8 protein-coding genes are annotated in these 14,753 nt (G+C 58.7%); 5 read left to right on the plus strand and 3 right to left on the minus strand.

Annotation, left to right across the window (positions count from 1 at the left end; genetic code table 11):
* Positions 1-271 precede the first annotated feature (271 nt).
* The 3 genes from TERRO_RS14480 to TERRO_RS14490 all read right to left on the minus strand — a co-directional run bounded on the left by TERRO_RS14480 (position 272) and on the right by TERRO_RS14490 (position 6,693).
* Positions 272-1,765: a GH39 family glycosyl hydrolase gene (locus TERRO_RS14480; protein ID WP_014786438.1), complete on the minus strand. Its 1,494-nt coding sequence runs from the start codon at positions 1,763-1,765 to the stop codon at positions 272-274.
* 53 nt (positions 1,766-1,818) lie between these two features.
* Complete coding sequence (locus TERRO_RS14485) at positions 1,819-3,255, minus strand: arabinose isomerase (protein ID WP_041593338.1); 1,437 nt, start codon at positions 3,253-3,255, stop codon at positions 1,819-1,821.
* A gap of 165 nt (positions 3,256-3,420) precedes the next feature.
* Positions 3,421-6,693, minus strand: a complete 3,273-nt coding sequence (locus TERRO_RS14490) for a TonB-dependent receptor (RefSeq protein WP_245536101.1) — start codon at positions 6,691-6,693, stop codon at positions 3,421-3,423.
* A 309-nt stretch (positions 6,694-7,002) separates the two neighbouring features.
* Between TERRO_RS14490 and TERRO_RS14495 the strand changes: the two genes are divergently transcribed.
* The 5 genes from TERRO_RS14495 to TERRO_RS14515 all read left to right on the plus strand — a co-directional run bounded on the left by TERRO_RS14495 (position 7,003) and on the right by TERRO_RS14515 (position 14,747).
* A complete protein-coding gene (locus tag TERRO_RS14495) occupies positions 7,003-8,166 on the plus strand; it encodes a substrate-binding domain-containing protein (RefSeq protein WP_157178360.1) in 1,164 nt (387 codons plus the stop codon).
* A gap of 135 nt (positions 8,167-8,301) precedes the next feature.
* Complete coding sequence (locus TERRO_RS14500) at positions 8,302-9,825, plus strand: sialate O-acetylesterase (protein WP_014786442.1); 1,524 nt, start codon at positions 8,302-8,304, stop codon at positions 9,823-9,825.
* Between the two features lie 242 nt (positions 9,826-10,067).
* Positions 10,068-11,603, plus strand: a complete 1,536-nt coding sequence (locus TERRO_RS14505) for an FAD-binding oxidoreductase (protein ID WP_014786443.1) — start codon at positions 10,068-10,070, stop codon at positions 11,601-11,603.
* 80 nt (positions 11,604-11,683) lie between these two features.
* The gene (locus TERRO_RS14510; RefSeq protein ID WP_245536102.1) at positions 11,684-13,255 is read left to right on the plus strand and encodes an alpha-L-fucosidase; all 1,572 of its coding nucleotides are present in this window, start codon (positions 11,684-11,686) and stop codon (positions 13,253-13,255) included.
* A 91-nt stretch (positions 13,256-13,346) separates the two neighbouring features.
* Entirely contained in the window at positions 13,347-14,747 is a 1,401-nt protein-coding gene (locus TERRO_RS14515; protein ID WP_014786445.1) for an L-seryl-tRNA selenium transferase, read from the plus strand.
* Positions 14,748-14,753 lie beyond the last annotated feature (6 nt).

Raw genomic sequence — 14,753 nt, forward strand, 5'->3', positions numbered from 1 at the left:
AGTCATGAATGCCGGTCAGACGATAAGGCGGGGTCGCCGCCTGGCGACCCCGCGTGAGACTTACGAGTCGGTAGATAGCCTATTGAATGCTGCCGGTTACGTGCCTCCAGCTGCTGACGAGATTGCCGTTGGTTGCCCCCGATCCAGCAGCGCCGCCCTAACTTCGGGTGAGCCTTCGCGAGATCAAGTGCTGTCTTGCTCTTTCGCCGCGAACGCAGCCAGGGCGAGAGGAACCTTGCCCTCTCGCCCTGGGATCTGTCTTCAGCGCACCTCAATTCCCTAGTGTGACAATGGCCACTTCAAATGGCTCGAGAGAGAGCGTTGAACTGCTTGGGGTCGCAGTAGCAGGAGGCTTATCTCCAGTCGAGGGGGCGGTATAGGCGATGGATCGTACGGATGATCCCGCAGGGAGATTGACCGTCGCGGTGGTTTGACGCTTGTTGATGAGAAGGATCTTTCGGCCCTTCGCCGTGTCGAATGCCTGGGCCGCGATCGCGTGGTCACCGCCAGACGTTGAGACCAGCTTGTCGCCGGGACCAAGGTTGTCCAGGATCAGTTTCATGGTCCAGAAGCGCGCGTTGGGTTCCGAGGTGTTGTAGTTCATCATCGATACGCTGGGGTACTGCGTGGGATAGCCCACGAGCTGCGATTCGCCGATCACATCCACGCCGAACTTGGCAGCCTCTTCATAAAGATAGGCGTACATCGCGCTGGCAAGATTCCAGTAGAGCGGCGGTTCAGGCGGCATCTTCTCCCCATGGTTGCTCTTGTCATCATTGGCCAGAATTACGCCCAGTTCATCCAGATCAGTCTTCGTTGCGGGGGAAAGCTCATGCTTCAGCTGTTCGATGTAGCGCGCCGTATGCAGGAAGCCATCGGCCTGATCGAAGAAGGTGAACTGCATCGCATCGAAGGGCTCGTCTGCCGGTGGCGTCGCGTAAAAGTGATACGTCACGAAATCAATTGAAACTCCTGGTGCGTGGTTCTTTGGGTCCAGGAAGTAGCGGTACATCTCGCCGTGGGTAGCCGGTGCGGCGGAAGCGCACGCCATGAACTTGAGATCCGGATCAACCTTGCGCATCTCGGCGGAGACGACGTCGTAGAACTTTGTGTACTCCTGCGGTGTCCAGTGGTGCTCGAAATCGATCTCGTTCAACAGCTCCCAATAAGCGAACTTGTAGTGGTACTTGCTGGCGTGGAACTTGCCGTTCTCGTCGGTGAAGCCACCCTTCTCATACCAGGAGAGCAGCCGTGCGTAGTACGCAGCTGCTTCCTTGTAAGTGGGATCTTTAATCTCCGTCCCCTGGGTGTAGTCCCAGTAGACCTGGTTCGGATCCTTCGGGTAGGTCACGGGCTTGTCGGTCTTCCACATCCATGCGGGCATGGTGCTGAAGTTCATGATGACGCTGTGGCCGTTCTGCGCCTTCATCAGGTCTTCCACCATGGGGTCGAGTAGTGTGAAGTCCCACGAGGTCTTCTCGGGAGTCGGTGGCTCCAGCTCAGCGACACCCAGCCTTGGGTACGGCAACCACGGGACGTAGCGAACGTAATCAGCGCCCGCTGTCGCGATCGCTTTGAAGGTTCCGTCGTGCATCTTCGCTCCGCGCTCGAGCATAGGGTTCACTACGACCTGGTAGCTCGCTGTGGAACGCGACGTGGTGACTACCTTTCCCCAATCGATTTTCACGTTGACAGTGCTTTGCTGTGCAGATGCCAGCGCGGGCGAGAGGGCGAGGCCAAGCGCGAGAGTAAGGATTTGCTTCATGTAGTTCCTCCGTTCGTGCACGGGAGCACACGACTGCTGATGATGTGTAGCGTTTAGCAGACCTGGTGAAAGTTCAGCCCCATCAGATCTGCAATCTTTTGAAGCTGGCTCGCACGCCGGCCGATGCCGACCGCGCAATGATGTGCCGGGCCACGCGCGTTCCACTCTTCCGAGAAGCGGCGTGCGCCAATCGGGAAGCGATAGCGCGAATTGGTGTTGCCGATCTCGAGGATCGGGCCGGGAACGCTCTCTCCTTCCGCAACCAGAAGAGAGAAACCGCGCTGCTTGTCCTCTACTACTGAGAGCAGAGTGACCGGGCCGTGTTTGACTGCCATCTCTACGGAAAGGCCTCGGCCCACCTTGCCGTGATACACGCGCAAGGGACGCACGCGGATGCGGTCCTGCGCAATGTGCATGTGACCGGGACCGTCGTGCCCCATCAGCACCAGGTCTTCCAGGAAGTCCATGGCGTAGTACTCCGTGAAAGACCCTCCCGCACCAAGCTCGTCGAGGATCTTCATCGCGAGAACGTTCTTCACCTCGTACTCGCCGGCAACGGGCGTGCCAGTGCCAGTGAGCATGGACGTGCCGAGGATGATGGAACTCATGGTGTTCTCGTTTTCGGCGATGCCGGAACCCATGTAGTAGTAGGCGAGCATGTCGAGCGACTTCTCACCGACCATTCGTTCCAGCGCAACGGCAGTGGCAGCGGCGCGCGTAACTTCGTCTGGAGCGCAGTCTTCATCGACCGCAAAGAAGTGATGGATCTGCTGCACCTTCTGTGCTGTCTCTTCCGACGTAACATCACGCCTGAGGGCACTCAGGTGATCGACTTCAAGCATTTCAATGACTGTGCCGAACCGCCCGCTCACCTGTGCAAGGTCCGTCGCGATGTCGAGCATGCCACCGTAATAATGTCCCATCAGCCCAAGGCGGCTGTGCGCCATTGTCTTCACGACTTCGGCAGCTTTAAGCCACTCCTCCAGGGTGTTCCAGCACTCGGGGTCGCGCTCTAACATTCCGGTGACTTGATGAAACGGAATATCAAGGCGACGCAGGACGTTCGCAATCTCTGGCACGGGGCAGGCTGCGCAGTAGGCGAGCCATTCGCCCGTCATTGCCGTGCGGTCGCCCATGCCGTTGAACTTCACATAATCAATCGCAGCCTCTGGAACAAGGTTCAACAAAATCACCGGTACCTTGGCGCGTTGAATCACCGGCAGCACCGTTGCCGATAACGTGTAAGTCGTGACGTAGATCAGCAGGATGTCGATGTCCTCGGTGCGGCAAGCGTGGCCGGCCCGGATTGCCTTGTCGGTCGAGTCCACGAGTCCCAGCGAGACGACCGTGCGCGCAGCGGTGGTGACCTTCTGCTGCACAACTTGCAGATAGCCCTGGAGCCGTTCCTTCAGTCCGTCAAATTGCGGCCAATAGGCGTCGAGGCCCAGGCCGATCAGGCCGATACGAAGCTGCGAATCAAAGGTCTGCAAAGTACTCTCCTCCATGACCATCGTTTGTGGGCCGCCGTGCGATGAAGCTTCCGCCGTGCGGTCAATCGATGGATCGCAAGTGCCACAATTCATATCAGGTCCAGTCCACGAGGGTAAAAAGAGCGATGGGATGCACAGCCGCATCCCACCGCTGGGTCAAGCGTTTTAGAACTGGAAGCGGCCACCGAGTTGCACGATGCGCGCCGCACGCGTTGACGTGATGGCCCCGAAGCCCGGTCCGAGTGAAGTACTCGCAGAGCCGAATTGTGTGTGGTTGAAGATGTTGAATGCTTCGAATCGCAACTGGAACTTCGCTCTCTCTGTGAGGCTCAACGACTTGAACAGGCTGGCATCCCAGTTCTGAAAGCCCGGCTGCTGCAGCGAATTTCGTCCTGCGTTGCCCGGTGTTCCGAACGCAGGCTGCGCGAAGGCTGCGGCGTTGAACCATTGCAACGGCGTGTTACGACCGGCGCGCGGATTGCCGACGAGATTCGGACGGGACTGGCTGAAGTCACCGATGTTCAGGTTGTCGCCCGATAGTGTTGGCGTGCTGTACTGACCGCTGCTGAAGCTGGTGATGCCGTTAAGCTGCCAGCCTCCAACGATGTAATCCAAGGCAAGCGGAGCACGCGACAGAAAGTGCTGACCACGTCCGAAGGGCAACTGCAGCGCGTAGCTGATGACCAGGCGATTGGGAACGTTGTAGTCCGACACTCCACGGTCATAGCGGAAGAAGTCACGCGACAAGGCAGAGAAATCATCCGTGATGCCGATATCGATGGCCTTCGAAAAGGTGTAAGCGACAAGGAATGAATTGCCGTGGCTCATGCGCTTCTCAAGCTTCGCGGTCAGCGCGTTGTAGTTCGAGCGGCCGTAGTTACTACTGACGAGGATGAATCCGTATTGCGGGAAGGCTTTGCGGGAAGACAGAGGAACTGTGCCCGTCGGATCGATGGCACCGATGTTCGCGTTCTTACGCTGTGCGAGCTTCTGACCGCTGGAACCCGCGTATTCCAATTCCAGTAAAAAGTCCTTCGCGAACGACTGTTGAATGTCCAGACCCCACTGATTGATGTACGAGGTGCGATTGTTCTGGTCGAGCGTGAAGATATTGGCATTGGGCGGCGGGAAGCTGTTGGAGACACCGGCGAATGGATTGAAGATGGAAACGGGCGTGGTGGAGCTGGGTGTATTGCTCTGCGAGGTATAGAAGGGACTGCCCTGGTTTTTGAACTGTTCTTCGTTGAAGTTGTCGGTCGCGTAATACGTCCCGACACCTCCGCGCACGACGGTGTTCTGCAGGAACGCTGGTCTCCAGGCAAAGCCCACGCGTGGTGCGAAGTTGTTGTAGTCCGGCTTGACGATCGAACGGCGGATCGATGTGCCCGCGTACTGGAACTGACCGGTCGTGGTATCGAAGAACTGACTGCGATTACGGGATTCAATCGGAGGTCCGGCGTACTCATACCGCAGACCGAGGTTGAGTGTGAGTGATGGAAGAACCTTCCAATTGTTCTGGGAGTAAAGACCGTAGTAAGCCGTGTGAAGGTATTGTGTCGAGTCACCCTGGGCTGCGGTGATTTCGTAGGGCTGGCCCAGCAGAAAATCGCTCAGACCAAGACTGCTGACGCGTTTGCCCGCAGCGTCGCGCACGGAGTAGCCATTGCTGTACGACAGCGTTGGGTTCGATGCAAAGTCCGTGATCTGCGTGAAGTTTTCATGGATGTACTGGACTCCGTTCATGGAGGTCAGCTTGCCGTGCGTCCATGTGACGTTGTCAGAAACCTGGTAGTACTTGTCGTCGGCTCCGATCACTTCCGCAATGGAACCGACAGGACCAAAGCCTGCGATCCCGAAGATGGGCACACCATACGTCGCAGCGTCTGCGCCGTTGGCGTAGGGCAAGCCGAACAATCCACCGGCGTAGTTCGGTCCGAAGGCGCTCTCGGCGTTGCGGAAGGTCGCGGAGTCGTTCGCACCAAAGCGAAACTCATTCACAAGAGTGGGCGTGAAGGTGTGCAGATACGTCGCGGTCCATAAGTGATCGTTCAACGGGACGCTGGTTCCACCGAGCGGATTAATCGCGGGATTGAACAGATTGTCATTGCTGTTGGACCAGGTCGCGTAAATGCTGTCGCGCTCCGAGAAGCGATGGTCCAGGCGAACGTTGTACTGATTGATGATCTGATTCGATCGCGGTGTCGCAATGGTATTGAAGCTGGGGAACGCGGCACCACCTGCCGCGAGCACATTCGGTCCGGGAATGAATTGCAGAGCCTTTTGCGCCGTGGGATCAAGCTGGGCTTTGGGAATCACATTGCCCGCGAAGGGCTGACCCGTGAGCGGATTCAGGATGTCAACGCACTTGATGGAAGCCCGATTTGTCGCGCAGAAAGGTGAAGTGGTCGGAATAAGTCCCGTGCCCGCGCTGTCATCTGCGAGATTGCCCTGGAGCTGTGCGACCGACGGATACAGAGAGGTCAGGGTCTGCCCCTGGATGAGCCGGAAGCCCTCGTAGTTGAACATGAAGAACGTGCGATTGCGGCCGTTATAAACCTTCGGAAACCACATCGGCCCGCTGAAGGTTCCACCGAAAGTGTTCTGGTTCAGCGCGGGCTGCGAGATCGCCGCCTGCTTCGCAAAATAGGTGTTCGCCGCATAGGCGCGATTGCGATTCAGTTCAAAGAGCACAAGGTGAAACGGGTTCGCACCGGAGAGGATCTCGGTGTTGATGATGGAGGCAGCATGGCCGAACTCCGCACCGAACGTGGTGCGCTGCACGCGGAACTCCTGAATAGCGTCTACTGATGGCCGGATGCCAGTGTTACCAAAGCGCGAGTTGCGTGTCTCAATACCGTTCACCAGAAAGCTGGTGTCGCTCTCACGCAGACCCGCAAGCGAGACCGTCGTATCGCTGCGGCCAGTCCACGTTGTCGCCGGTGAATTGCCGGCGCCAATGGGTGCAGCGCCTGTCGTGAGCTGTGTCAATTGCATGAAGTTGCGACCGTTGAGCGGCAACGTCTGGATGCTGTTCTGATTGATGACCTGCCCTACCGCCGCACTCTCGGAGTTGAGCAGCGCAGCCTCACTCGCGGAGACGGTTACCGATTCACTGCTGGCACCGATCTGCATGTGGACGTCGAGATTCACGCGCTGCCCGATGACGACCGTGATGTTATCGAGCTGCGTCACCCGAAACCCCTCATGCGCCACAACGAGCTTGTAGTTGCCGGGCTTTAGAGAGCTGAAGACGGCAAGACCGTTTCCGTCGGTCTTCAGGTGCGTTTGCTGCCCCGTATCCACGCGCGTCAGCGTCAGGTCTGCGTTGGGAATGTTCCCGCCGGCCGGATCGGTGACCGCGGAGATGATGTCGCCCGTGATGGACTGTCCGAGACATGCCTGCGTTGCAGACAGAGCAAGCAGACTGGCAAGTAGCACAGGCCGTTGAAGCCCTCCCAAGCCGCTGAATAGCCTCCTCCGGGCGGGCTCTCTTTCCGCGCTACATGGTTGAAGTTGAAACATGATGCCTCCTGAAGCTCAGGGGCCGCCGAGGGCGTCACCTCTGAGAATGGCGGCCATCCTAGCGATGCTGCTGCAGCGCATTCAAAGACAAACATGGCCGTGGGCTGATTTCACCCAGCGAAATCACGCCGCGGTGAAAAGCCCAGTTAAACGCGTTTTGATTGAGGTTTGTGTTTGCCATTGACGAGGAAAGGACCTCGCGTGGTATTTTGCGGTGCGAAAGATATGCAAGCCATGGCCGTCCCCTCCATCCCGCGCACTTCCCACATCCACTCCGTGGTGCGGGCCTGCGAGATCCTGAAATATCTACAGCAATGCACGGATGATGTGAGTCTCGACATCGTGTGCCGCCACACGCAGATGCCGCGACCCAGCGCATACCGCCTGTTGACCACGCTGGTGAGTTGCGGCATGGTCGAGCGCGTCTCCAAGAATTGCTATCGGCCGTTGCGTGCAGCACGCAGCAAGCGTCTTCGCATTGGCTACGCATCGCAGACGGAAGAGTTCTCGTTTTCTCGGCTGGTCTCTGACAGCATTCGCAGCGCGGCCTACCGAGCGGGCGTTGACCTGTTGGTGCTGGACAATCACTGCTCGCCTAAGGCAGCCATTCGTAATGCGGGCATCTTTGTGCGGGAACGCATGGATCTCGTCATTGAATTCCAAACCAATCATCAGAGCGCGTCGCTCGTCGCTGCGCGCATTCTGGAGGCAGGCATACCGCTTATCGCGATCGAGGTGCCGCATCCCGGCGCGACCTACTACGGTGCGGATAACTACCGGGCAGGTGTTCTCGGCGGCCGCGCACTGGGCAAGGCCTGCCTGCAGGAATGGAAGGGGCGCGTGGATGAGGTGGTGCTGATGGAGCTTCCCACGGCAGGACCGCTGCCCCGCTCACGCATGACTGCAACACTTGCCGGCTTGCGCGAGGTGCTGCCGCGCTTCCCGGATGAGAACGCGATCTTTCTCGATGGCAAAGGGCGCTTTGAGGACAGCCTCGCCGCAATGCGTAAGCATCTGGGCAGGACACGCGCGAAGAAGATCCTGCTGGCAGCGCTCAACGATCCAAGCTGCCTGGGAGCATTGCAGGCGTTTGAGGAATGTGGACGTCCGCAGGACTGCCTGGCTGTTGGACAGAACGCTAGCATCGAAGCCCGTCGCGAGATGCGGAGGCCGAACTCCAGACTGATCGGTTCCGTCGGATACTTCCCGGAGAAGTATGGCGACTCCATCATGCAACTCGCAATGGATGTCGTTGAACACCGCGAAGTACCCTCCGCAACCTTCGTCAAGCATCGGCTGATTCACGCGGGCAATGTGAATAGTGCGTATCCCAATGACCTGGAAATAGGCTCCGCGGACGCGGATTCCCTGCTCTACAGCAAGCGGTGATGCCAGTAACCGTGTGCTTGGAAGAACCCTTTGGGCTTGGCATGCTTCTGGTAAGGACCGAACTCAAAAGCTGACCCGATGAGACTCGTCTTTCCGGTCCATTATGATGTTGCATTCCTTCTTTTGAGGTTCTCGATGCGTTTGCTCATCGCCGTTCTCCTGCTGGCTAGTGCCACAGTCATGCAGGCGGAGGTCCGCCTGCCCAATGTCTACTCGGACCACGCCGTACTGCAACGGGAGATGCCGATCCACATCTGGGGCTTCGGCGCACCGGCTGAACACATCACTGTGCAGTTCCACAACCAGAAGATGGAAACCAACACATCACCGTTGGGATTGTGGGAGCTAAGCCTGCAGCCCGAAAAAGCGGGTGGTCCCTTCGCGCTACACGTGACGGGCGACATGTCCGCCGCTCCGGTCGACCGCACCGACCTGCTGATCGGCGACGTCTGGTTCGCCTCCGGCCAGTCAAATATGGAGATGCCGCTGAAAGGGTTCAGCAGTGCGCCGGTGAAGGATTCGGAGAAAGAGATCGCCGCTGCCAACTATCCAAAGATCCGTCTGCTTGTGCAAAGGAAGCGGGCCACCGCCTCACCCATGCTCGAGTCAGACGATACATGGAAAATCTGCACGCCAGAGACGGCAAAGGATTTCTCAGCCGTCGCTTACTTCTTCGGCCGTAGGATTATGCAGGAAGAGAAGGTGCCCATCGGTTTGATCGACTCCACCTGGGGCGGCACGCCGGCCCATGCATGGATCAGCACTGAGGGGCTCGCCTGGTCCAATCTGCCGTCCGTCGCTCTTGATGCCGGCAAGATCGTCCGCGAACAGGGAATGGCCGATGGCCTCCGCGCGAACTTTAAGTTGCAGGACGAAGCTATGAAGGCGGCGGGAAAGCCTCCCGTTTCCAGACCGAAGTTCACAGACCGTGCCGGTGCCTGGAACCCTGCTGCTCTTTTCAACGGAATGATCGCTCCCTACACCGGCTACACCGTGCGCGGTTTCCTCTGGTACCAAGGCGAGACGGACCACGAAGGCATCAAGGCGCTGAACTACTCACGCGTCTTCCCGGCCCTGATCCAGGACTGGCGCAAGCAGTGGGGCGAGGGCGCGCTGCCTTTCCTCTTTGTGCAGATCGCCAGCTACGACTCACCGGGAGACGAATGGGCCGATGTACGTGATGCGCAGCGCCGCACACTGGAACTGGCAAACACCAGCATGGCCGTGGCGCTCGATATTGGACTTGAGAAGAACATCCACCCGCCAGACAAGCAGACCGTGGCTGCGCGTTTGGCGCAGTCGGCCCTGGGCATCAGCTACGGCCACAAGGTAGAGACAGCATCGCCCAATCTGGCGAGCATTGGCTTGGAAGGACGCAACATTCGTGCGTACTTTGCACACGCCGACGGCCTCACGGCCAAGGGCGAAATCACAGACTTTCAAATCGCCGGTTATGACGGCAAGTTCGTCAATGCCACCGCCAAGGTGGAAGTTATCAGCGGCCAATCGACTGTCGTCGCAACGGCACCCTCAGTGGAATCCCCCAGATACATCCGCTATGGGTGGGCACCCTACGTGCGGACGTATCTGTACAACTCAGCCGGCCTGCCGATGGGCACCTTTACCAGCGAGAGCGACGCGGAGATGCAGATCAAGTGACTCAAGATTCGGAGAGGCGGTGCCGGACTCTTTGCGGTCAGTCACTCCGGGGCCCTTACAGCAAATCGCGCTTCGTTCGAATATAGGAAAATAAGTCGCTTAGGACTTTTGTCCGAATGACTGCCGGACGCCTGACTGGGATAATGCTCCATAGCGCGACTTGCTAATCTGCACGGAACGACACACCGACCTGCTGCGGCTTCCCCGGTGCGGGGGCCGTCTTCTGGTCAGCAGGGATGAAGATGATTGAGACTGTCACCCGAAACGACTCCCTCTACCCGGCGCTTTGCCGCGGAAGAAACGCGCGCTTTCCTTACACCGACGCCGAGGGCGTTGCTCGCGTCGAGTTGTGCGCGACCGCGGACGATGTCGCGGTCGCGCTGCGACGCGCTGTGGATGCGGGTCTGCGGCCCACAGTCCGTGCCGGCGCGCACTGCTATGAAGACTTCGTCGTAAACAATCCAAATGGCGTTCTGATTGATGTTCGCAAGCTGAGCCAGGTCTCTGCGGCTCCGGGCGGCGGGTACCAGATCGGTCCCGGAGCGTTTCTGGGTGAGATCTACAATGCCTTGTTCGAGCAGGCTGGGCTGAATCTGCCCATAGGAAGCTGCTATACCGTTGGAGCGGGCGGGCATATTTCCGGCGGCGGTTACGGTCTACTCACGCGGCAGCAGGGACTTACCGTTGACTTTCTGACGGCTGCGGATGTCGTCACCGTGGACGCGCATGGCAAGGTCGTGTCGCAGCGTGTGGATCGTCACCATCACTCCGACCTCTTCCGAGCGATTCGCGGGGGAGGTGGCGCAAATTTTGGCATCATCACGAACTTCTACTTCGACAAGCTGCCAGCAGCTCCCAAGCATTTGATCAGCGGAGGCGTGTCCTTCCCCTGGGACACCATGACCGAAGAGCAGTTCATCCACATCGCGCAGACCTTTGGCAACTACATGGCGACACGTGGACAGGAGAAAGACACATGGCCCTTATTCACCATGATGGGCCTCTCCCATAAAGCACCCAACGGCCGTATCAACATCGGTGCGCACTGGCACGACATGGACGGGAAGAGCGATCTCAGTATTCCGACAGAGTTCCTCGATCTCTTTCTGAAGTGCGGGGATGCGTCATCTGACAGCGACCCGCAGACGAACGCAAATGCGCCGGTGAGCCGTTTCCAGCTCTCACCCTGCGTTGAAGGAAAGCACCGCTTCAACACTACGCCGTGGCTTGAGGCGACGGTGGGACGAGGTAGCGGTGGCAGCAGCGGTTATGGCACCACACGCGGTAAGTACAAATCCTGCTACATGAAGCAGAACTTCACGACGGCAGAGCTCAAGCGCATGTACGCATGGCTGACGCGCGATATACCGAACGTCAACACTGGCTGCATTATCTCTGTGGATTCTTATGGAGGCGCCGCCAACCAGGCGCACCTGGTGCATGAGACGGCCGTTCCGCAGCGCAGTTCCGTTATGAAGCTGCAGTTCCAGATGTACTGGCAAAAGCCGGAAGAAGATGCGATTCGTCTGAAGTACTTCGACGATATGTACACCGACATCTACTCGGCAAATGTCGAGGGGAAGCATGCCGGCACACCCTTTGAGGGGCCGCACTACGAAGGTTGTTACATCAACTATCCGGATATCGATATGGCCCGGTATGACTTCTGGCCGCAGCTTTATTACGGAACTGGCGATCTCTATCCGTTCTTGAAAAAGGTGAAGAAGAAGTACGATCCGCACAACGTCTTCCATAACAGCATGAGCGTTCGCGCATGACCATGGCAAGGATTGCAGGAACAGGTATGGTTGGCCGTCTCCTTTGTTCTTCTCTTTTGCTATGTGTCCTCGCGCCCCCTGTGGCCGCCTTTGCCCAAAGTGCCGCACAAGCCGGCAACAAGCCCGCGCGTCTGGAGTGGTTTCGCGATCAGGGCTTAGGTCTCTTCATTCACTGGAGCGCGGACTCACAGCTCGGCACCATCATCAGTCACTCGCTGGCGGGTGCCAGCGACGAGTACGTGGAGCGCTATTATCGCGATCTGCCGAAGACGTTTGACCCGACGCACCTGGAACCGGACGCGCTCGCCCGTCTGGCGTCTCTCGCGGGTTTCCGCTATATGGTCTTCACCACGAAGCATCACAGCGGCTTCGCCATGTGGAACACGAAGACGGAGCCGTTCAGCATAGCGCACACACCCTACGGCAAGGACATCACGCAACAACTCTTTACGGCGTTCCGTGATCAGGGATTGGCGACCGGCGTCTACTTCTCACCCGATGACTTTCGTTGGCTGCACGAGAACGGGAAGCAGATTCAGCGGCTGGTGCCGGAGGTTCAGCCAAGCACGAATCCCGGACTGCTCGCGTTGGACCAGGCTCAGATGACGGAGCTGATGAAAGGCTACGGTCCAGTGTCCGTTGTCTTCTTCGACGGCGAAGCCAAGGGTTTGCGCGAGATCGCATGGAAGCTGCAGCCCGATACGGTCGTTACCCGGGGCGCCATCGAAACACCGGAGCAGAACGTGCCGGGCGCGCCGCTCCCGGGCGCCTGGGAAGCGAATATGACGATCGGCAGCGCGTGGGGTTTTCAGCCTTCGGATGAGAAGTTCAAATCCGTGCAGGATCTGTTGAACATCTTGATCCAAACGCGTGCACGCGGTGGCAACCTGCTGCTGAATATCGGCCTTGAACCGGACGGTTCGCTGCCGAAGGAGCAGGAGGACCGCATGCGCACGCTTGGCTCGTGGATGTTCATCAACTCGGACGCCATCTACGCCACGCGTCCCTGGGTTGTGACCAACGAAGGCAATCTCTGGTTCACGCAGTCGAAAGACCACCGTGAGCTCTACGTGATCGCGCAGGGCGAAGAGAACACTGCGCAATGGAAGCGCGGGACGACCCGTGAGTTCGTTCTAAAGACAGTACGTGCGACGCCGAAGACCACGATCGATCTTCTTGGGCAGAATGACAAGCTGGTGGAATACCGGCCGGGTGTCGATCCGAAGAGCACCTTTCATCAGGAGGCCGACGGTCTGCACATCCGTGTCATGCGTGCGCAACGCCTGCGAGACAGCGACGAATGGCCCTATCCATCCGTGGTCCGTCTTACGAATGTTGCGGAGGCCTTCAACCCGCCGACGGTTCGCACGCTGGCACCGACGCGTTCCGGCAATACGGTTACGTTGCGCGGCGAGTGGAAGAATGCCGTGGATGCGCCGGGCGCGCGGTTTGGCTTCGACTATCGCATCATCACCGGTGAGGACACGCAATCGCGTTTACATGGCTGGCAGCACCTGCCCTTGCAGCCAACGTCGAAACCGGGCTCTTACACCGCTGAGTTTCAGCCCGCTGCGGGCGAACAGTATGAGGTGCGAGCCGTACTGGCGCATCCGTTGCTGACCATCTACGGAGAGCCCGTCGCCCTGCCGTAGACGCGAAAGTAGGTGCGAGTAGGTCTTTCGTCTCAGAACATCCGCGCGATTTGCCTTGACACTAGAGGCTGCCCTGAAAGGAATACTTCTTATGAGTTGGAACACTGTCTGGAACCGGCGCACGTTTCTCTCTGCCCTTGCCGCACTGAGCGGCAACGCGATCGCACCGAGAGCCGAGGCGAGCGTGGCCGAGGGATCGAAGATGGCCGGCATCGACGGCAGCCCGATCGTTCCGATCACGTCAGGCCTCGGCTCGACCGGCGATATCTACGCCGAACTCGGCGTGACGCCGCTGGTGAACATCAATGGCACCGTCACGGTGATCGGTGGCTCCGTGATGAAGCCCGAGGTGATGGAGCTTATCCGCCGCGGCAATGAGCACTTCGTTCTTATCGACGAGTTGGAGAAGGCTGCCGGCAAGTTCATCGCGAAGCTCTGCAAATCGCCCGAGGGCTGTACCGGTCTGGTAACGGGCGGCGCCGCAGCTGCTCTGGTCGTGGGCTACTCTGCGTTCATGACGGAAGATCTGGAAGACCGTCTCGTCTCCGTGCCGGATACGACGAATTTTCCGCGCAATGAAGTCATCATTCAGAAGTCTCATCGTTACGCCTTCGATCACCAGATCCGGCAGACCGGCGCAAAGCTGGTCGAGGTCGTCACCCGCGAAGAGATGATCGCGGCCATCAATCCGAAGACCGTCGCCATCCACTTCACTAACATCCTGTCGGATCACGGCAAGGTAAGCGGTCCCGAAACGGTAGCGATTGCCCGCGCGCATGGCATCTACACCTTCAATGATGCAAGTGCCGACGTTCCTCCGGTTCGCCGCCTCTGGGATTACCCGGCAGTAGGTTTCGACCTCACGACCTTCTCCGGTGGCAAGGACATCTGCGGACCACAGGCCAGCGGCATGCTCATCGGCAAGGAAGAACTCATCCGCTGGTGCCTGCTCAATATGAGCCCGCAGGAAGATCGCATTGGACGTTGCTGCAAGGTCGGCAAGGAGACAATTTTCGGCTTCCTGAAGGCGCTTGAAATCTTCGTGAACCAGGACGAGAACGCAACGCTGCGCATGTATGACGAGCGCGCCGAAACCATCTCCCGCGCCGTCGCACCCTTTGGCGTGACTGCCCTGCCCCGCCAGTACAACCCGGATGCCCTGGGCAACGTAACGCCGACCTACTCGTGGCATGTTGACCCGAAGAAGCTCAACATGACCGGACACGATGTGCTGCAGGCTTTGGCGGACACGCGTCCGGTTGGCATCGGCACCTTTGGCGCAGATGCAAGCGGCATGCGCGGTCGCAAAGCAAGTGACCCGAAGAAGGAATCCGCGGTTCAGAAGGCCAAGTCCGATGTACCTACGCGTCCGCGCCGTGAGCAGGTTGATCCGCAGATGTTCGGATTTGCCGTCTGGCAGTTGAAGCCGGGCGAGGATAAGCTCATCGCCGATCGTCTGGTGGAGGTCTTCAGCAAAGCGCGGAAGGCCTAGATCAGC

Origin of the sequence: Terriglobus roseus DSM 18391, assembly GCF_000265425.1 — a bacterium.
Taxonomy (GTDB): domain Bacteria; phylum Acidobacteriota; class Terriglobia; order Terriglobales; family Acidobacteriaceae; genus Terriglobus; species Terriglobus roseus.

What these genes read in the sequence shown, in the direction of transcription:
- TERRO_RS14495 (WP_157178360.1), top strand. Translation starts at nt 7,003, where the DNA reads ATGCAAGCCATGGCCGTCCCCTCCATCCCGCGCACTTCCCACATCCAC.
- TERRO_RS14480 (WP_014786438.1), bottom strand. Translation starts at nt 1,765, where the DNA reads ATGAAGCAAATCCTTACTCTCGCGCTTGGCCTCGCCCTCTCGCCCGCG.
- TERRO_RS14515 (WP_014786445.1), top strand. Translation starts at nt 13,347, where the DNA reads ATGAGTTGGAACACTGTCTGGAACCGGCGCACGTTTCTCTCTGCCCTT.
- TERRO_RS14505 (WP_014786443.1), top strand. Translation starts at nt 10,068, where the DNA reads ATGATTGAGACTGTCACCCGAAACGACTCCCTCTACCCGGCGCTTTGC.
- TERRO_RS14500 (WP_014786442.1), top strand. Translation starts at nt 8,302, where the DNA reads ATGCGTTTGCTCATCGCCGTTCTCCTGCTGGCTAGTGCCACAGTCATG.